This is a genomic window from Arthrobacter sp. ISL-85 (assembly GCF_018613675.1).
Lineage (GTDB): Bacteria > Actinomycetota > Actinomycetes > Actinomycetales > Micrococcaceae > Arthrobacter.
This window is the reverse complement of the sequence record NZ_JAGGPQ010000019.1, coordinates 15,758-33,336: the sequence shown is the minus strand read 5'-3', so window position 1 is coordinate 33,336 and position 17,579 is coordinate 15,758. Positions and strand designations below refer to the sequence as shown.

Below are 17,579 nucleotides of genomic sequence, written 5' to 3'. Positions count from 1 at the left end.
GGGTCCTTTCAGGGGTGCTTCCGGGCGCGCCGCCATGGCGCGTGCGGGGATAGGGCGTTGGGGAGTTGCGGGCGAGGGTTACTTGATGCCGGAGAATCCGATGGAGTTGACGATTTTCTTTCCGAAGGCGGCGAACAGGATCAGGACCGGAAGTGCCGAGACCAGGGTGGCCGCCATCAGGCCGGACCAGTCCGGGGCACCCTGGGGCGACTGGGACTTGAAGACGCCCAGGCCCACGGTGAGGACGCGGACGGATTCGTCCTGGCCCACCAGCAGGGGCCAGAAGTATTCATTCCACTGGCCAATGAAGGTGAGCAGGGCCAGCGTGGCGAGCGGGGCTGCGGCGTTGGGCAGGATGATCTGGAAGAAGATCCTGAGGTGCTTGGCGCCGTCGAGCATTGCCGCCTCCTCAACTTCGCGGGACATGTTCAGGAAGAACTGGCGGAGGAAGAAGATGGCGAACGGTGTCATGAAAATGTAGGGGAGGACCAGGCCGGCCATCGTGTTCAGCAGGCCGAGGTTCTTGATCAGCAGGAAGTTTGGCAGCGCCGTGAAGATCGGCGGCACCATCATGGTGGCCAGGAAGAGGCTGAACACCGCGTTGCGTCCCCGCCAGCGAAGCCGGGCGAAGGCGTAGGCCGCCATCGCACTGAAGAACACTGCCCCGGTGGTGGTGATGGAGGCGAAGAGTACGGAGTTGCGGAGGTAGACCCAGAAGTCGATCTGGGCGCCGGAACCGCCCTGGGCCACGGCTTCTTCCGGCGACTGCAGGCCGAAGACGCGCTGGAAGGCGCCCAGGCTGAAATCCGCCGGGAGCAGGTTGGTGGCGTTGGAGGCCAATGCCCCGTTGGTGGACAGTGCGGTCCGGAGCACCCAGTAGAACGGGAGGACGGACACGGCCACGGCGACGGCGACGAGGACCCAGGCGCCGGCGCGGCGCGAGTTTAACGGACGACGCCGGGTGGCCGGCAGGGCGGGAGCGGAGACTCTTGCGGTGGTCATGGGGGCGTCCTTAGTCCAGGTCCGATTCATTGCCCTTGAGGAACTTCATCTGGATGAAGGCCACCAGGGCGAGGATGACGAAGAGGATGACGGCCAGGGCGGATCCGTAGCCGAAGTCCGATTCCGTGAAGGCCTTTTGGTAGATGTAGAACTGCAGCACGCGGCTGGCGTTGACCGGACCACCCTGGGTGGTGACGGCGACAGTGTCGAAGACCTGGAAGGAACCGATGATGGTGACGATCAGGACCAGTGCCAGGACAGGGCGCAGCAGCGGCATGGTGATCTTCCGGAAGGTCTGCCACGGTGAGGCCCCGTCCAGGTTGGCAACCTCGTAGACGTGGCCCGGAATGGCCTGGAGGCCGGCGAAAATCAGGAGTGCCGTGTAGCCCATGTGCCGCCATGTGTTGATCAGGGCCTGGGTGGGGATGGCCCATTCCTCGCTCCCGAAGAAGGCGACCTTGGGCATGCCCAGGGCATCGATGAAGTAGTTCACGATGCCGATCTGATAGTCCAGCAGCCAGAACCACAGCAGTGCGGCGATTACGTTGGCCATCAGGTAGGGGAGGAGCAGGGTCCCCCGGATGAGTGTTGACTTGGCCACCCGGTGCATCAGGAGGGCCAGGCCCAAGGCCAGCGCGGTCTGCAGGACGATGTTGATCAGGACATACTGCGTGGTGACCGCCAGGGCGTTCCAGAAGAGCGGGTCCTTGCCGATGGCTTCATAGTTGGCCGTTCCGATCCAGGTTGGATCGCCCAGGATGCTGTACTCGGTGAAGCTGAGGTAGATGCCGCGGAGCGTGGGCACCAGGTAGAAAACGATAAATCCGATCATGGCCGGGGCAATGAAGAACAGTGCCACCTTCATGTCGCTCTGCCCGCGCCGCCGGACTGGGCGGCCAAGAGTCCGCTCGGCAGCCGTGGCGTTCCTGGTAAGGGTGGTCATCGTCGACCCTTCCTGAGTGTGTGATGTGGATTACAACCTGACGAGTAATCTACACGAGTAGATACGGAGCTGGCAAGAGCTTTTTTAGAGCTGCTGTTTGGCGTTATTTGTCTACCGCTTTGATATTGACTCGAGTAGATTGCGGTGAAACACTCAGCTAACCCTAATGAATGGCAGACAATGACGTTTTCAATCGGCATCGTGGGTGCAGGCCAGTTCGGCACCCAGTTCGCCCACCTGTTCAACCTGCACCCGGGCGTCAACGGCGTCTTTGTGGTGGATGAAATACCGGAGCGGGCGGCAGAGGCTGTTGACCGGTATCAACTCGCCGGTGTGCACCCGGACTTCGATGCACTCCTGGCCTCGGACGTCGACGCTGTTGCCATCTTCACCCAGCGCTGGACCCACGGGCCGCTGGTGGAACGGGCGCTGCGGGCGGGCAAGCACGTCTATTCGGCAGTCCCCATGGCGGTTTCGGAGGAGGAAATCGAGCGCATCATCGAGGCCGTCCGCGACACCGGGAACGTGTACATGATGGGAGAGACCAGCTACTACAACCCCGCCACCGTCTACGCGCGCAAACAGCACGCGGCGGGCAAGTTTGGGCGCATCTTCTACACCGAGGGTGATTATGTGCACGACATGGACCTGGGTTTCTACGATGCCTACCAGTACAGCGGCGGCGAGCGGTGGAAGGAGACGGCCAGCTACCCGCCCATGCTCTACCCCACGCATGCCATCGGCGGGGTGCTGGGGGCAATCCCGGCGCATGCTGTGAGCGTCAGCTGCGTCGGGGTCAGGGACCAGCGCAATGACGGTGTCTTTGACCGGGACGTCAGCATGTTCGGCAACGATTTTTCCAACGCCACGGCGCTCTTCGAACTGAATGACGGCGGCGTCATGCGCACCAACGAAATGCGCCGGGTCGGCTATCCCTCCCACATCCGCGAATCCCGCTTCCGGTTCTTCGGCACCGAGGCGAGCTTCGAGCAGCTGGCCAAGGTCACCGTGTGGCAGGACAAGCAGAACGTCCACGACATCTCCGAACAGATGGAAACCCGGCCCAGCATGGCCCTGGATGATCCGTCCCTGGCCAACGTCGCCCCTGAACTGCGGGACGCTTTCGTCTCGGGACTCTCCCCAGTGCACGACGCAGAACGGCTGCCCGAGGCGTTCCAGGGCGCACCCAACGGTCATGAAGGCAGTCACCACTTCCTGGTGGACGACTTCGTCACGTCAGTGAACAACCGGTCCCTTCCCCCGATCAACGCCTGGGTGGCCGCACGCTTCACCCTCCCTGGAATCGTGGCCCATGAATCTGCCCGGCAGAAAGGGGCACGGCTTCCCATCCGCGACTTTGGCGACGCCCCCGCCCGCTCGTAGCTAGCATGTACTCCATGACCACTTCGGCTATGCCGGCGCCGCGCGGGCCCATCACGCGAAAGGACGTGGCGCGCTACGCCGGCGTCAGCACCGCCGTCGTCAGCTATGTGGTGAACGGCGGGCCGAAGAAGGTGGCTCCGGCCACCGAAGCCAAAGTGCAGGACGCCATCCGCCGGCTGGGCTACCGCCCCAATGCGGCGGCCCGGGCGCTGAAACTGGGCTCAAGTGAGACTTTGGGGCTTATCATCCCGGACAACACCAACCCCTTCTTTTCGCTTTTTGCCCACGCCGTGGAGGATGCAGCTGAGGACCTGGGCTACGCCCTGGTCCTCAGCAACTCGGACGGCAACCTGGCGACGGAGCGCCGCAACATTAAAAACCTTGCCGCACGGCAGGTGGACGGGGTCTTGCTGGCCAGCGTGCTCTTCGAACCGGACCTGGAGGCCCTTGAAACGGCCGATATCCCTTCGGTCCTGCTCAACCAGGACCGGGATGCGCCCGGTTTCAACAGCATCGGCGTCGACCTCGCTGCGGGAGCCAAAATGGCGGTGCAACACCTGATCAGCCACGGACACACCAATATCGGACTGGCGATGGGTACCAACGTCTCCGGCACGCTCGACGGCCGCGAGGTGGGCTGGCGGGAGGCACTGCGGGACGCCGGCCTGCCGGAGGGGCCCATCATCTACAGCGAATTCACCAGGCCCGGCGGCTACGCTGCGGGGCAGCGGCTGCTGGCCTCCGTCAATCGGCCCACGGCCATCTTCGCCAGCTCCGACATGCAGGGAATCGGACTGCTGCGGGCCTTCCACGAAGCCGGTGTGGCCGTCCCGGGCGGGATGGCCATTGCATCCTTTGACGGCTCCGTCGAGGCCGAATATTCGTGGCCGCCCCTCACCACAGTGGAGCAGCCGGTGGCGGCAATGGCCGAGGCAGCAGTAGCGGCGTTGGTGGGGGCAGGCCGCGGGGAAAAGCCCCGGCACCGGATCTTTCCCACGACATTGCACATCCGGCAGTCCTGCGGCTGCCCCTAACGCCACCGGAACGCCCCTTGACGCTCTAGGACGAACTGGCGATCCGCAACCGGCTGACACTCTCGCCAAGGGCGCGCCGCGCGTCTGCGCTGAGCCCGGCGTCGCTGATCACCTCGTCCGCTTCCTCAAGCGCGGCGATTGTGCTCATGCCCTGGGTGCCCCACTTGGTGTGGTCGGCGACCACCACCAGCTTCCGGGACGCCGCCACGAAGGCCCGGTCTGTTTCCGCCTCCAGCAGGTTTGGTGTCGTGAAGCCCGCGTCCGGGTCCATGCCGTGCACTCCCAGGAACAGCAGGTCAAGATGCAGCTGCTTCAGCGCCGCCGTCGCGATCGGTCCCACCAGGGCGTCCGACGGCGTGCGTTCGCCGCCGATGAGTATCACTGTTGAACCGTGCGGCACCCCGGACGACGACGCGCCGTGGTGGAACAGGTCGGCGATGCGCACGGAGTTGGTCACCACGGTGATTCGCGGGCCCTTCACCAGCTCCTGGGCAAGCGCCCAGGTGGTAGTTCCGGCACTGAGCCCCACCGCCATGCCTTCATGGACCATCCCCGCGGCCTCAACGGCGATGGCCCGCTTCTCCGCCGGAAACTGGGTGGACTTCAGCTCAAATCCGGGCTCATGGGTGGTGGCCCCGCCGGGAAGCTTGGCGCCGCCGTGGATCCGCTCCACCTGGCCGCCCTCTTCAAGGAGCTCGATGTCACGGCGGACGGTCATGAGCGAGACGCCCAACTGTTGGGCGAGGTCTGACACGCGGACCACCCGTTCCCGCTGGACTGTGTCCACGATGGTTTGGTGTCGTGCGGCGGGGAGCATGGAATTCCTTTCAGGGGGCGGCTGGGGAAGCGGTGTCCCCGTCTCGGTCCATCTTTACCTACCCCTTGCTGGAACCCAGAGTCAGCCCTGCCACAAACTGGCGCTGCAGCAGCAGGTAGATGACCAGCGTGGGGATCACGGTGATGACTGCCCCCGCGGCCAGGAGGTTGTAGTTGCTTAGGAACTGTCCCTGAAGGTTGTTGATGGCGGTGGTGATGGGGAGCCGGTTGCCGCTCTGGATGAACAGGAGGGGCCAGAAGTAGTCGTTGTAGATGAAGATGACCTCAAGGGTGCCCAGCGCGGCGAATGCCGGCCGGCACAGCGGCATGATGATTTCCCGGTACTGGCGCCAGATGCCCGCGCCGTCCACCAGGGCCGCCTCCGTGAGGTCCGCCGAGAGCGCCTTCATGTAGTTGGAGAGCACGAACGTGCAGAACCCCATCTGGAACGCAACGTGGATTGCAATGACCACAATGTACGTGTTCAACAGGTTGCCCGAATCGCTGAACGAATACGGCACCTCCAGGTGTTTGGCCATCTCGAACAGGGGCGCGGCCAGGACCTGCGGGGGCAGCAGGTTGCCGGCGGTGAACATGATCAGCAGCGCGATGTTGAATTTCCAGTTCACCCGGCTAACGGCAAAGGCCATCAGGGAGGCAAGGAACAGGGTCAGCAGGACGGCCGGGACGGTGATGATCACGGAGTTCCAAAAGTAGGTGGCGAACCCGCCCTGTGTCCATGCCTGGATGAAGTTGTCGAAGTTGAAGTCGCCGGCCACGCTGAAGTAGCCGTGCTCGTTGGTGGAAGCCACCGGCCGCAGCGCGGTGAACAGGGACCAGCCCAAGGGGACCAGCCACATGACGGCCATGACCACCAGGAAGATGTGTGTTCCGTAATGGCGCTTGGGCCGGCTGCCGGCCCTGGCATGGGTGGAGGCGTCATGCCTGGCGGGGCGGGTGGCGGCGATGCTCATGCTTGGTTCTCCTTGCCGAAGGTGCGGCTGAGGTAGAAGACGATGGGGACAAGCGAGATGACCAGCAGCACCACTGCAAGGGCCGAACCGACGCCGATCACCTGGCCTTCGCCCACCAGGTTCTGGATCACCAGGGCGCTGAGCATTTCCAGGCCGTTGGTGCCGCGGTTGATGACGTACACGACGTCGAAGGCGCGGAGGGATTCGATGATGGTGATCACCACGATGACGATGTTGATGGGGCGCATTGCCGGGAACACAACGCGGAAGAAGGTCTGGGCTGCGTTGGCACCGTCAATGGCCGCGGCCTCCTTCAGGCTCGGGTCGACGCCCTTCAGGCCGGCCAAATAAAGCAGCATGACGTAGCCGGCGTGCCGCCAGGTGGCGGCGACCAGGGCGGCCCAGATGTTGACGGACGAGTCCCCGAACCAGTCCACGGCCTGCGGCGTTCCCGCCGTGCCCAGAAGGAAGTTAAGAAGCCCATTGTCGCGCTGGTAGAAGAGCTGCCAGATGATGCCGATGAGGGCGAGCGACAGCATGACGGGTGCGAAGAAGATGCTTTGGTAGATCTTGCTGCCGCGGATGTTCTGGTCCAGCAGCACCGCCAGCAGCAGGCCCAGCGGTGTGGCGATCAGGGCCAGGAACAACAGCCAGAGCATGTTGTGCTGGACCGCCGGCCAGAACGGAGGGTAGTCCTGGGCAATGAACTGGTAATTATCGGCTCCGGCGGAGCGGATGTCCGCCAGGTCCAGTCCGTTCCAGCGGGTGAAGCTGAGCCCAACCGACATCAGCGTGGGCAGCCAGACCAGGGCCAGCTCGATCAGGGTGGGTATGCCGACCATCAGGGCGAGGACCACCTTGTCCCTTCCGGAGAGGCGGCGGACCCGCCCGCTTTTGGTGGGGCGGGCCCTGGCAGGCTCCCGCGCTTCCGGGGGGATCAGTTCTTGTGCGGTGCTGCTCATGTAAATCTTCCCTTGCTGGGTCTGGTGCAGGAGGGGATCGACGACGGCGGGACCCCACTGCCGCCGTCGTCGTTCCTTCGGTGCAACGACTGCGCTGCGTTCAATTACGGCGCAGCGTTCAATTACTGCGCTGCGTAGAGGTTCTTCGCCTGCGCTTCGAGGTTTTTGACGTCAACGGTTCCGTCCTTGATGAAGCTTTGCAGGGCGGGGATCATCACGTTGTTGGCCATCGCCGGAAGAGCGTCCCGGTCAAAGAACTGGCTGATGTTCTTCGCGCCGGCGATGGTGTCCGCGCATTTCTTGTTCAGGGGCGTGAATTTCGAGGTGTCCGCGCCCTTGGCGGTGGCGATGTTCGAGTTGTCCACCTTGGCGTAGGCGTCCTGGGCCTCGGGGGTCCCAAGGAACGCCAGGAAGTCCCGTGCAGCCTTGTTGTCCCCGCCCTTCTTGGACAGCAGCAGCCCGTCGATGGGGGCTTCTACGGAGTCCTTGCCTTCCATCGCGATCTCCGGAAAAGCAAAGAAGTCGATGTCGTTCAGGACCGCGGGGTCGGTGAACTGCTGGGTGACGAAGGACCCAAGCAGGTACATGCCGGTCTTCTTTGCCTCCAGCGCCTTGGCGGCATCCTGCCAGGTCTGGCCGAGCGCCGCCGGGTCCTGGAACGGCAGGAGAGCCTTCCAGGTATCAAAGACGGCAGTGACTTTCTGCTGGTCCCATGATTCCTTGTGGGCGCAGAGGTCCACATGGAACTGGTAGCCGTTGAGCCGCATATTGATGTAGTCGAACGTGCCCATGGCCGGCCAGCCATCCTTGTCGGCGAAGCCGATGGGGATGATGCCGTCGGCCTTCATTTTCGTGGCCAGTGCCTTCAGCGCATCGAAGGTCTCGGGGACCTGGTAGCCCTTTTCAGCCCACAGGCTCTTCCGGTAGAAGAATCCCCACGGATAGTTGTAGTTGGGAACGAAGTACATCTTGCCGTCGGGGCCAGTGGAAGCCTTCTTCAGGGCGTCCGAGTAATTGCCGCCGATGGTCTGCCAGACGTCGTCTATGGGTGCGAGCAGCCCCTTGCCGGCGTAGTACTGCATCCGGTAGCCGGCAAACCAGGTGAACGCGTCGTCCGGCGAGCCCTGCAGGTAGGAATTGATCTTGTTCTGGAAATCATTGTGGGGAACGACGTTGGTGGTGACGGTCTTGCCGGTCTTGGCAGTGAAGGCATCCGTGAGTGCCTGGTAGGCCCGCTTGGGGACGTCGTCCGAGGAGCCGGAACCGAAGGTGAGGCCCGATGATGCGGAGCCGGCTGCCGACGGGCCGCTGCCGCCCGTACAGGCTGCCAGGAACGGCATGCCGGCCAGGCTAATTGCGCCCACACCGACGGTCTTTAGGATGGTCCGCCTGCTTGGAAATGCGCTGGCGGACGCATCGAACTTTGAAGCCATGTTCTCTCCCTTGAAAAATAGCCGTGTGAGCCACCTCACATACGCCGACTATAACCCAACAAAAGAGAACATGGAAGAACGGCAAATAACATTCCCGCTACGGGAAAGATTGAATCGTCACAAACAAGAATGGCCCCGCTTTCCCGCGGATACTGGGAAAGCGGGGCCAATGGTGCTCCGGCGGTGAATACTAAGCCGATGTTACTTTCTGAGCGACTGGGCGATCTGTTGCATGATCGTGGGGTCCGAAAGGGTGGTGGCGTCACCGGGGTCGCGGCCTTCCGCGACGTCCTTGAGGAGGCGGCGCATGATCTTGCCGGACCGGGTCTTGGGCAGTTCCGGCACCACCAGGATGTTCTTGGGCTTGGCGATGGGGCCGATTTCCTTGCCCACGTGGTTGCGCAGTTCCTGGACGGTGGCGTCGCCGTTGTTCTCGGCGTCGCCGCGGAGGATGACGAACGCGACAACCGCCTGCCCGGTGGTTTCGTCCGTGGCGCCCACCACGGCGGCCTCCGCCACGGCGGGGTGGCTCACCAGGGCGGACTCGATCTCCGTGGTGGAGAGCCGGTGCCCGGAGACGTTCATGACGTCATCCACGCGGCCCAGGAGCCAGATGTCACCGTCTTCGTCCTTCTTGGCACCGTCCCCGGCGAAGTACATGTTCTCGAACCGGGACCAGTAGGTGTCCTTGAAGCGCTCCGGGTCCCCCCAGATGCCGCGCAGCATGGACGGCCATGGCTCGCGGATCACCAGGAACCCGCCGTGTCCGTTCGGAACGGATTCGCCCATCTCGTCCACCACGTCCACGGCAATGCCGGGAAGTGGCACCTGGGCCGAGCCAGGCTTGGTGGCCGTGACTCCGGGGAGCGGGGCGATCATCTGCGCGCCCGTTTCGGTCTGCCACCAGGTGTCCACAATGGGTGCCTTGTCCCCGCCGATGACCTTGCGGTACCACATCCAGGCTTCAGGGTTGATCGGCTCACCCACCGAGCCGAGCACGCGGAGCGAGGAGAGATCGTACTTCGCCGGGATCTCCGAACCCCACTTCATGAACGTGCGGATGGCGGTGGGTGCGGTGTACAGGATGGAGACCTTGTACTTCTCCACGATCTCCCACCAGCGGCCCTGGTGCGGGGAGTCCGGGGTGCCTTCGTACATGATCTGGGTGGCGCCGTTGATGAGCGGCGCGTAAGCGACGTAGGAGTGTCCGGTGACCCAGCCGACGTCGGCCGTGCACCAGTACACGTCCGTTTCCGGATGCAGGTCAAAGACCGCCCTGTGGGTGTAGGCGGTCTGGGTAAGGTAACCGCCCGTGGTGTGCAGGATGCCTTTGGGCTTCCCCGTGGTGCCCGAGGTGTAGAGGATGTACAGCGGGTGCTCCGAATCGTGGCCCACGGCGGTGTGCTCGGTAGACGCCGACTCCACGGTGTCAGCCCACCAGTGGTCCCGGCCCTCCGTCCAGTCCACGTCCTGGCCGTTGCGCTTGACCACTACAACGTTCTGCACCGTGTGGCCGTCCTGCGCCAGGGCGTCGTCGACCGCCGCCTTCAGCGGGCTCGGCTTGCCGCGGCGGTAGGTTCCGTCGGCGGTGACCACGAGCTTTGCCTCGGCGTCGTCGATCCGCGAACGGAGGGCTTCGGCGGAGAATCCGCCGAACACTACGGAGTGGACCGCCCCGATCCGGGCGCAGGCCAGCAGGGTGATGACGGCCTCCGGGATCATGGGCAGGTACACGGCCACGCGGTCACCCTTGACCACGCCCAGGGACTCGAAGGCGTTGGCCGCCTTCTTCACTTCCTCAGTCAGCTGCGCGTACGTGTAGGTCCGGGTGTCGCCGGGTTCGCCCTCAAAGTAGATGGCAACACGGTCCCCGTTGCCGGCCTCGACGTGCCGGTCCAGGGCGTTGTAGGCGGCATTTACTTCGCCGCCCACGAACCACTTGGCGAACGGCGGATTGGACCAGTCCAGGGTTTGCGTAAAGTCCTTGCTCCACGTCAGCAATTCCCGCGCCTTCTTGGCCCAGAACGCCGGCCGGTCCGCATCCGCTTCCCCGTACTCGGCGGCGGTGACAACGGCGTCGGCCGCGAACTCGGGGGAGGGCGGAAAGGCCCGGGTCTCATGCAGCAGGTTCGCAAAGGCATCGCCCTGGTGGCCTTGCTGACCTGCCGGCTGGGCGGAAGCGGAGGGAACGGTGGCCGTGGAGCTGGGAGTGTCCTGGGACATGTGAACCTCATCATTCATCGATCTTTGCCGCGCGGAACGCCGCCGCCGCAAGGCCCGCCGTTCGTACGGCATTGGGCACCAGCCGGGGCGGACATACCGCAAAGAGCTGTTCCGCAACCTAGCCTAATGCTTGCCGCGCATCCTCTGTGCCCGCCGTCACATAAGCACCCGCGAGCGGCATTTTTTAAGCGGTGAATGGTGCCTTCATGACCTGTCCGGGGGCCCTGGGGGCCTGCTCCAGCTAGTGATCAGGCAGGCTGTTGACTAGGCTGAGATGGAATTGTGACTTCACTTCGGACCGCTCCGGCCAGGCGCAAACAGTGCCGTGCCAGGCCCGGACCGCATGTCAAGACGGCACAGTTTTCGGGTCCGGACCGGGCCCGGTGCCGCCACGCTAAGGAGAGCAGAATGAACCAGCAGAGCTTCGGCCAGCGAACGGGCCCGGACACCGGGGCGGGGACCGGAAGCTCCGGATCCACCGCAGGGGGACCAGGGCACCCAACCCCCGCCGGCAACGCAGCCAAGGGACAGGGCGCAGGGCAAAAGGCTGCCGGCGCAAAGATCGACCCCAACGCCAACCAGGCGGTTCTCGGTCCGTTCACCGTGCGGGACCTTGCCGTCTTCGCCGGCACCCTGATCCTGTTTGTCGCGTCCCTGCTGCCCCTTTTCGGCGCCCGGTACAACCTGTGGAACCTGAACAACCTGTTCTTCCTGGGACTGGGCATCATCCTGCCGCTGATTGCCAGTGCCCTGTTCGCTGCACGCCGCCTGGCCCCTGCCACCAGGATCCGCGTGGGGTCGTTCTCGGCCGACCAGTTCGCCTCCGTGGTGGCTTCCTTTGCTGTCGCTTTTTTCTTCCTGTCAGTGGCTTCCGGCTACGGGACCACTCTTTTGGTGGGCCTGATCGGCTCGCTGGTCCTGTTCGCCGCCACGGTGCTGGGCCGCTTCGTGCCCTATCTGTCCGGCGACTTCAAGGACCGGCCAGAGGTGCCGGCGCATGTGGTCGCACGCGAAGCCGCGGTCCCAACGCGGAAGCCGCGGTCCCCCAAAGTGCCCAAACCGGAGTCTGGCGCCAACCAGTCAAAGGGCGGCTTCAAGGGCACTGGAATCTTCGGCGGTGCCGGTGCCGGCTCCTCCGCCGTCCAGCAGGGGCCTGCCAGTCCCGCCCCCTCAAGTCCTGAGCCTGTCCGTTCCGCCGCCCAGGCCCCCGCCACCGCTGCTGTTCCCGTGGCCCCTGCAGGGGCCACGAAGTCGGCAGACGCCGTCGGCGCTGCTCCTGCAGTTGCCGTCGCCGGCGGTGCCGCAGGTCCCGCTGCGGCCGGCCCGGCGGCGTCCGCGCCCGTGTCAACCGCCCCCGAAGCTTCGGACCGCACCCCCGCGGTGGATGCGGGCCCGCCCACCCAGGCAGCCGACGTCGTCCGCCCTTCCGCTGCGCCCGCCGCAGAGGAGACCCAGCTTGGGGATGTTCCCGCAGCCAACGCTCCCCAGGCGGCCTGGGAGCCGCCCGCTGCCACCGCCGTTCACCAGCAGGTCCGTGCCGAGCAGCCCATTGGGGCGACGGTGGACCCGGCCAGCCGCCACGATGAGATGGACGGGCAGCCCATCCACGAGGCCTTTTGGTTTGCCGTTGCCCAGCACCGCACCGCCTTCGACCCCCGTACCGGTGCACCTGCCTTCGTGATCGAACCGGGCGGCTGGGTGCTGGCACTCGAGGACCGCGGCCACGAATTCCTGGTCCAGCACACAGACGGACGGCTGGGCGTGCTGCGCGACCTCACCAACATCGAGCGCGGCTGACGCCGGTGGCCGGGACCCGCACCCAAACCGGCCAGGCCGCGGGGATGCCCGTGGTCTCGGCCGAGTCCGTCCTGGCACTGAAGCGGAGGGCACGGCGCATCCACAAGGCCCTCGCCGAAAAATACCCGTACGCCCATGCGGAACTGGACTTCCGCAACCCGTTCGAACTGCTCGTGGCCACCGTCCTCTCCGCCCAGACCACCGACGTCACGGTCAACCAGGTCAGCAAAGTACTGTTCGCGCGTTGGCCCGATGCGCGGTCCCTGGCCGAGGCGGACCCCACGGAGCTCGAAACCATCCTCAAGCCCACCGGATTCTTCCGCGCCAAGTCGAGGAACGTCCTGGCACTGTGCACCCGCCTGGTGGACGACTTTGACGGCGAGGTTCCCGGACGGATGGAGGAACTGGTCACGTTGCCCGGCGTGGGGCGAAAGACTGCCAATGTGGTGCTCGCGAACGCCTTCGGGGTCCCGGGTATTTCCGTGGATACCCATTTCGCCCGCCTGGCGAAGCGGTTTGGGTGGACCCAGTCAGAAGATCCCGTGCAGATTGAAAAGGACGTCGCGGAGCTGTTCGAACGCAGGGACTGGACCATGCTGTCCCACCGGGTGATTTTCCACGGCCGCCGCGTCTGCCACGCCCGGAAGCCGGCCTGCGGCGCCTGTCCCGTGGCCAACTGGTGCCCCAGCTACGGGCTGGGGGAGACCGACGCCGCTAAGGCAGCAAAGCTCCTCAAATATGAGCTTGCCCCGGGCAGCGAGGCACTCCTGGAGCAGTACCTCGCAGAACAGCACCGGGCCGCAGAGATCCGGATGGCTTCCCAGCAGAGGACACCGTGAGCGCGCGCGAAGACCTTGCCGAGCTGGTCCGGCGGGCTGAGACCGGAACGGCCGGGCCTCCTGATCCCCGCTGGGCCGCCCTGACCGTCGATGCCTCACGCGCGCGGAGGGCGGCAGTCCTGATGCTCTTCGGCATCCTCGACGACGTCCCCGCGGCCTCCGGCAAGCCACTTGCGCCGGCAGACCTCGACGTCCTGCTCCTGGAACGCGCCCACACCCTGGGGTCCCACCCCGGGCAGGTGGCGTTTCCCGGCGGCGGCATCGACAGGGGCGAAACGCCCGTGGCCGCTGCGCTCCGGGAAGCCGAGGAGGAAACCGGCCTGAACGCAGGCGGGGTGGAAGTACTGGGGACGCTGCAGGAGCTGGGCCTGGCACACAGCAACTTCCTGGTGACGCCGGTGCTCGGATGGTGGCAGGCGCCCTCGCCGGTCCGGGTAGTGGACTACGGCGAATCCGCCCAGGTGTTCCGCGTCCCGGTCCGGGACCTGCTGGACCCGGACAACAGGGTAATGGCCACCGTCCACCGGGCAGGCCGCACCTTCGACAGCCCCGCATTCACCGTGAACGGCGTGGTGGTGTGGGGATTCACCGGCATTGTGCTGAGTGGCCTCTTCGACCAGCTCGGCTGGTCGGTTCCCTGGGACCGGAACCGGCTCCATCCCATGGGGGTCTAGGCTTCAGGCCTGCTTGCGCAAATCCACCACGACGCCGGTGGCGGCATTCTCGCGCATGGCCTTGATGCCGTCCCGGAGCATTGTCAGGGACCCGAAGGTTGGCGAAACCGCAACGATGTTGCCCTCGGAATCGGTGAGCCGCAGCCGGTACGACTCGTCGCCTGCGCGGTGTATTTCGAATCTTCCCGCCATGGACGGGGACCTCCCTGGTATGCGTCGTTGCATCAGCGTGTGGACCGGCCTGTTTCAGCCACCGCTCCGACTGTAACCTTCAGGGGCGTACCCGTCGAGCTACTGCCGGGTAGGTTACTTTGAATCTCAAGGCAGGTATCCGACGCGCCCTCCAGGAGCGCTATTTGGCGAGGTTGTAGGAGTCGACGACGGCGAGGCTCACCGGGAACTCCACCGGGACGGGCCCGAACAACAGCTCCTTCGCTGCCGCGGCCGATTCCTCGATAGCCGCAATGCAGGCGTCCACCCCGTCAGAGGGCGCATGCACCATCACCTCGTCGTGCAGGAAGAAAACCAGCTCCGCCCGGACAGCCCCGCCGCCGCCCCCGGTGCCCGCTGTCCGAAGGGTGCGCAGCCGCCGTCGTAATTCCGCCAGCCAGCAGGCCGCCCAGTCCGCCGCCGAACCCTGGACCACGAAGTTCCGGGTGAAACGGCCCCGGGACCTGGCGATGGACTCTGCCCGGCGCTGCTCTTCGGCCGTGGTGGAGCGCTGGCTCAGGAACCATCGCTCGGACGGCGGAGGGCTGCTGCGTCCCAGCCGGGTGGTCACCGTCCCGCCGGCTTCGCCCGCCCGCGCCGCCTGCTCCACAAAGTCGACGGCGCGCGGATAGGTGCGGGCCAGCTGCGGCATCAGGCGGCCTGCCTCACCGGACGTGGCCCCGTACATGGCGCCCAGCAGGGCCATCTTCGCTTTGGCGCGGTCCCCGCCGAAGCCCTTGGCGGCGATGCCGGCATAAAGGTCCTGGTCCCGTGCGGCCTCAGCCATGGAGGAGTCCTGCGCAAGGGCCACGAGGACTCGCGGTTCCAGCTGTGAGGCATCAGCGACGATCAACTTGTGGCCCGGGTCGGCGTGCACCGCGCCCCGGACGTGGCGCGGGATCTGCAGTGCGCCGCCGCCGCGGGACGCCCAGCGCCCCGAAACAACGCCGCCCACCACGTACTCGGGGCGGAACCTGCCGCCGTCCACCCAGGCGTCCAGCCAGGACCAGCCGTTGGCCGTATGGAGGCGGGAAAGCTTCTTGTATTCCAGCAGCGGCTCGATGACAGGATGGCTGGACTCCCGAAGCTCCCATTTCCGGGTGCTCTTGACCTCGATTCCGTTGCGGTGCAGGGCCCGCATCAGGTCCTGCGGTGAATCCGGGTTGAGCCCTGGGGAGTTGAGCAGGGTGCGCAGCTCCGCGGCCAAAGCCTCCAGTCTTTGCGGACGCTGTCCGGCGGGCGGCCGGGGACCCAGATGGTCAACCAGGATCTGCTCGTGCAGGTCCTCCCGCCACGGGACGCCGGTGTGCTGCATTTCCGCAGCCACCATGGCGGCCGCAGACTCCGCCGCCAGCAGCAGCTGCAGGCGGTTCCGGCGGTTTCCTTCCGTCCCCACGGCAGCCAGGGCGCCCTGCTGGGCCGCGTACTCGGCGCGGAGTTCATCAAGGCCCCATCCCGGCGCCGGCCCGGCGCCCGGATCGTCGAACAGCGCGCCCTGGTCTGCTGGGGGACGCGGCGGCTGCAGCGCTTTCGGCGGAAGTAAGGGATCCTCCACCGGGACCCTGTCGGTGTTCCTGGCGTACTCCGTATGGGCGCTGAACTGTGAAAAGGCCAGGATGTTGCCGCAGAGAGTGACGTCATAGCAGCGCTCCACCTCCACGCCTGATGCGAGCAGTGCGGGGTACCAGTCCTGCGTCCGGTGCCAGATCCAGCGGGGTGGCTGGCCGCCGGCGCGCCGGGCTTCCAGCTCACGGACGACGGCGGCAAGCTCGCCCGGTGCCACCACCCGGGGCTCCGCGTTGGCTGGCTGGGCGGGGCCGGACTGGGTCAGCTCCTGCAGGGCCGCACCGCGGGGGTGGGCGGCGAGCAGCAGGTACATGCTCCCATTGTGCCCTGTCGGGAGCGGTGGCTCTGTTTGTCCACATAGGGGGTGTGCTCCCTTAACTGCGGCTTGCGGCCACGGCAGAGTGGCTCCATGAGCAGGCACCAGCTGAACGCACCGCATTCCGGACCGGGGCAGGCCGCAGTTTCCTCCCGGCGGCCACCGGACCCGGCCCCACCATCCCTCGTTTCCCTGCCGGCGCCGGCGGAGGCCGCCTCCTGGTTGCCGGACGGTTCCCTGCCGGGACGTTCAGCACCGGGTGGCTCGGGGCCGGAGGGTTTGGGCCCGGACGGTTCGGGTGAGGTGCTTCTCGTTACCTCCTCCGGAGTCCTCCGGGCCGAAGTGGAGCGCATAGTGGCAGCCGCCGGCGCCCGGCTGCGCGTTGTTCCGGATGCCGTGGAGGCCGGACGCTACTGGGACGCTGCGTCGGCCGTCCTGGTGGGCAGCGATGTGCGGGAGCTGCCACCGCGGCGGCGCACGCCCGCGGTCATGGTGGGCCTTGACGGTGAGGGAGACAGCCTCTGGCATCTGGCCGCCGCCTTGGGTGCCGAACGTGTTGCCGTGCTGCCCGATGCCGCTGCCTGGCTGGCGGACCATCTCAGCCGGTCGCGCTCGCCGGGGCCCGGCGGGCTGGTCCTGGGCATCACGGGCGGTTGCGGCGGGGCCGGTGCAACCACCGCCGCCATTTGGATAGCCCAGGCCGCGGCAGGGCTGGGGGTACGCGTCCTGCTCGTTGACGGCGACCCCTGGGGTGGAGGCTTGGAGTTGGCGCTCGCCGCCGAGGACAACCCCGGGCTGCGTTGGCCGGACCTCGCGGAGGCGCGGGGCAGCATCGACCCCCTGCAGCTCTCAGATTCCCTGCCCGTGGCAGGAGGCTTTTCGTTCCTGTCCTGGCCCGCAACCCGGGAGCAGCCGGCCCCCGTCGCTGCTGCTGCCACGGCGGGCGTGCTTGACGCTGCCCGCCGTGGTTATGAGCTGGTGGTTGTCGATGTGGGCCGGGGTGCGGAACCGCTCCATACGGTGGCCTGGGACTGCGACCGGATCATGGTGGTGGTTCCGGCGCAGCTGAAGGCAGCGGTGGCGGCGGTACGCCTGCTGCAGGAACTTCCGCCGGTGGAGGCTGCCCTGCTGGTGCGGGCGCGGCCCGGTTCGGCGCTGGACGGTTCCCTGATCGCTGACGCCGTAGGGCTGCCTGTCCAGGGCCGGATACCCGAACTGCGGGCCGTCCCGGGAGCCATGGAATCGGGCCGCCTGCTGGACTTCGGGAAGCGGCGGACCATCCGGCATTTCGGCGGCACGGTACTCGATTGGCTTGGAGAGGACCTGAAGGCGGGTGATATCGCATGAGACGGCTGCCCACCACGCTTTCAGTTCCTGCCGGCGAAACGGGCAGCACAGCTGGGTCAG

15 protein-coding genes are annotated in these 17,579 nt (G+C 66.0%); 6 read left to right on the top strand and 9 right to left on the bottom strand.

The features are described from left to right. Positions 1 to 78: 78 nt before the first annotated feature. A complete protein-coding gene (locus J7I84_RS14855) occupies positions 79 to 1,002 on the bottom strand; it encodes a carbohydrate ABC transporter permease (protein ID WP_214945321.1) in 924 nt (307 codons plus the stop codon). A gap of 10 nt (positions 1,003 to 1,012) precedes the next feature. After that, positions 1,013 to 1,945, bottom strand: coding sequence for a carbohydrate ABC transporter permease (locus J7I84_RS14850; RefSeq protein WP_214945320.1), 933 nt, complete (start codon positions 1,943 to 1,945; stop codon positions 1,013 to 1,015). Between the two features lie 180 nt (positions 1,946 to 2,125). Here J7I84_RS14850 and J7I84_RS14845 point away from each other — a divergent pair, with 180 nt between their 5' ends. Both J7I84_RS14845 and J7I84_RS14840 read left to right on the top strand, forming a co-directional pair. After that, positions 2,126 to 3,328 (top strand): Gfo/Idh/MocA family protein, encoded by a 1,203-nt coding sequence (locus tag J7I84_RS14845; RefSeq protein ID WP_214945319.1) that lies wholly within the window; start codon positions 2,126 to 2,128, stop codon positions 3,326 to 3,328. A 5-nt stretch (positions 3,329 to 3,333) separates the two neighbouring features. Continuing rightward, positions 3,334 to 4,362 carry a LacI family DNA-binding transcriptional regulator gene (locus tag J7I84_RS14840; RefSeq protein WP_396020073.1) on the top strand — a complete coding sequence of 343 codons (1,029 nt, stop codon included), beginning with the start codon at positions 3,334 to 3,336 and terminating at the stop codon, positions 4,360 to 4,362. 25 nt (positions 4,363 to 4,387) lie between these two features. On the opposite strand, the gene J7I84_RS14835 is transcribed toward J7I84_RS14840, so the two are convergent. The 5 genes from J7I84_RS14835 to acs form a co-directional block, all read right to left on the bottom strand. Beyond that, positions 4,388 to 5,179: a DeoR/GlpR family DNA-binding transcription regulator gene (locus tag J7I84_RS14835; protein ID WP_214945317.1), complete on the bottom strand. Its 792-nt coding sequence runs from the start codon at positions 5,177 to 5,179 to the stop codon at positions 4,388 to 4,390. A gap of 58 nt (positions 5,180 to 5,237) precedes the next feature. Then, a complete protein-coding gene (locus J7I84_RS14830; protein WP_214945316.1) occupies positions 5,238 to 6,152 on the bottom strand; it encodes a carbohydrate ABC transporter permease in 915 nt (304 codons plus the stop codon). After that, positions 6,149 to 7,114 carry a carbohydrate ABC transporter permease gene (locus J7I84_RS14825; RefSeq protein ID WP_214945315.1) on the bottom strand — a complete coding sequence of 322 codons (966 nt, stop codon included), beginning with the start codon at positions 7,112 to 7,114 and terminating at the stop codon, positions 6,149 to 6,151. The genes J7I84_RS14830 and J7I84_RS14825 overlap by 4 nt, the downstream gene beginning before the upstream one ends. Positions 7,115 to 7,236: 122 nt before the next feature. Further along, positions 7,237 to 8,547, bottom strand: a complete 1,311-nt coding sequence (locus J7I84_RS14820; RefSeq protein WP_214945314.1) for an ABC transporter substrate-binding protein — start codon at positions 8,545 to 8,547, stop codon at positions 7,237 to 7,239. Positions 8,548 to 8,748: 201 nt separating this feature from the next. Further along, on the bottom strand, positions 8,749 to 10,770 hold the full coding sequence (acs, locus tag J7I84_RS14815) for an acetate--CoA ligase (RefSeq protein WP_214945313.1): 2,022 nt from the start codon (positions 10,768 to 10,770) through the stop codon (positions 8,749 to 8,751). A 408-nt stretch (positions 10,771 to 11,178) separates the two neighbouring features. On the opposite strand from acs, the gene J7I84_RS14810 reads away from it, so the two are divergent. From J7I84_RS14810 to J7I84_RS14800, 3 genes are read left to right on the top strand one after another with little or no spacing between them, the layout of a single operon-like run. Next, positions 11,179 to 12,567, top strand: coding sequence for a hypothetical protein (locus J7I84_RS14810; RefSeq protein WP_214945312.1), 1,389 nt, complete (start codon positions 11,179 to 11,181; stop codon positions 12,565 to 12,567). 44 nt (positions 12,568 to 12,611) lie between these two features. After that, positions 12,612 to 13,406 (top strand): endonuclease III, encoded by a 795-nt coding sequence (gene nth / locus J7I84_RS14805; RefSeq protein ID WP_214945454.1) that lies wholly within the window; start codon positions 12,612 to 12,614, stop codon positions 13,404 to 13,406. Then, complete coding sequence (locus tag J7I84_RS14800; RefSeq protein ID WP_214945311.1) at positions 13,403 to 14,080, top strand: CoA pyrophosphatase; 678 nt, start codon at positions 13,403 to 13,405, stop codon at positions 14,078 to 14,080. The genes nth and J7I84_RS14800 overlap by 4 nt, the downstream gene beginning before the upstream one ends. Before the next feature lie 3 nt (positions 14,081 to 14,083). Here J7I84_RS14800 and J7I84_RS14795 read toward each other — a convergent pair whose 3' ends face one another. Next, positions 14,084 to 14,272 (bottom strand): DUF1508 domain-containing protein, encoded by a 189-nt coding sequence (locus tag J7I84_RS14795; protein ID WP_214945310.1) that lies wholly within the window; start codon positions 14,270 to 14,272, stop codon positions 14,084 to 14,086. A gap of 160 nt (positions 14,273 to 14,432) precedes the next feature. Next, positions 14,433 to 16,169, bottom strand: a complete 1,737-nt coding sequence (locus J7I84_RS14790) for a bifunctional 3'-5' exonuclease/DNA polymerase (protein WP_214945309.1) — start codon at positions 16,167 to 16,169, stop codon at positions 14,433 to 14,435. Between the two features lie 96 nt (positions 16,170 to 16,265). Here J7I84_RS14790 and ssd point away from each other — a divergent pair, with 96 nt between their 5' ends. Next, positions 16,266 to 17,519 carry a septum site-determining protein Ssd gene (gene ssd / locus J7I84_RS14785; protein WP_251046665.1) on the top strand — a complete coding sequence of 418 codons (1,254 nt, stop codon included), beginning with the start codon at positions 16,266 to 16,268 and terminating at the stop codon, positions 17,517 to 17,519. The last annotated feature ends 60 nt before the right edge of the window (positions 17,520 to 17,579 follow it).

Coding starts and splice junctions, on each gene's coding strand:
- J7I84_RS14850 (WP_214945320.1), bottom strand. CDS start 1,945: ATGACCACCCTTACCAGGAACGCCACGGCTGCCGAGCGGACTCTTGGC.
- J7I84_RS14845 (WP_214945319.1), top strand. CDS start 2,126: ATGACGTTTTCAATCGGCATCGTGGGTGCAGGCCAGTTCGGCACCCAG.
- J7I84_RS14830 (WP_214945316.1), bottom strand. CDS start 6,152: ATGAGCATCGCCGCCACCCGCCCCGCCAGGCATGACGCCTCCACCCAT.
- J7I84_RS14825 (WP_214945315.1), bottom strand. CDS start 7,114: ATGAGCAGCACCGCACAAGAACTGATCCCCCCGGAAGCGCGGGAGCCT.
- acs (WP_214945313.1), bottom strand. CDS start 10,770: ATGTCCCAGGACACTCCCAGCTCCACGGCCACCGTTCCCTCCGCTTCC.
- nth (WP_214945454.1), top strand. CDS start 12,612: ATGCCCGTGGTCTCGGCCGAGTCCGTCCTGGCACTGAAGCGGAGGGCA.
- J7I84_RS14790 (WP_214945309.1), bottom strand. CDS start 16,169: ATGTACCTGCTGCTCGCCGCCCACCCCCGCGGTGCGGCCCTGCAGGAG.
- ssd (WP_251046665.1), top strand. CDS start 16,266: ATGAGCAGGCACCAGCTGAACGCACCGCATTCCGGACCGGGGCAGGCC.
- J7I84_RS14820 (WP_214945314.1), bottom strand. CDS start 8,547: ATGGCTTCAAAGTTCGATGCGTCCGCCAGCGCATTTCCAAGCAGGCGG.
- J7I84_RS14835 (WP_214945317.1), bottom strand. CDS start 5,179: ATGCTCCCCGCCGCACGACACCAAACCATCGTGGACACAGTCCAGCGG.
- J7I84_RS14855 (WP_214945321.1), bottom strand. CDS start 1,002: ATGACCACCGCAAGAGTCTCCGCTCCCGCCCTGCCGGCCACCCGGCGT.
- J7I84_RS14795 (WP_214945310.1), bottom strand. CDS start 14,272: ATGGCGGGAAGATTCGAAATACACCGCGCAGGCGACGAGTCGTACCGG.
- J7I84_RS14810 (WP_214945312.1), top strand. CDS start 11,179: ATGAACCAGCAGAGCTTCGGCCAGCGAACGGGCCCGGACACCGGGGCG.
- J7I84_RS14840 (WP_396020073.1), top strand. CDS start 3,334: ATGTACTCCATGACCACTTCGGCTATGCCGGCGCCGCGCGGGCCCATC.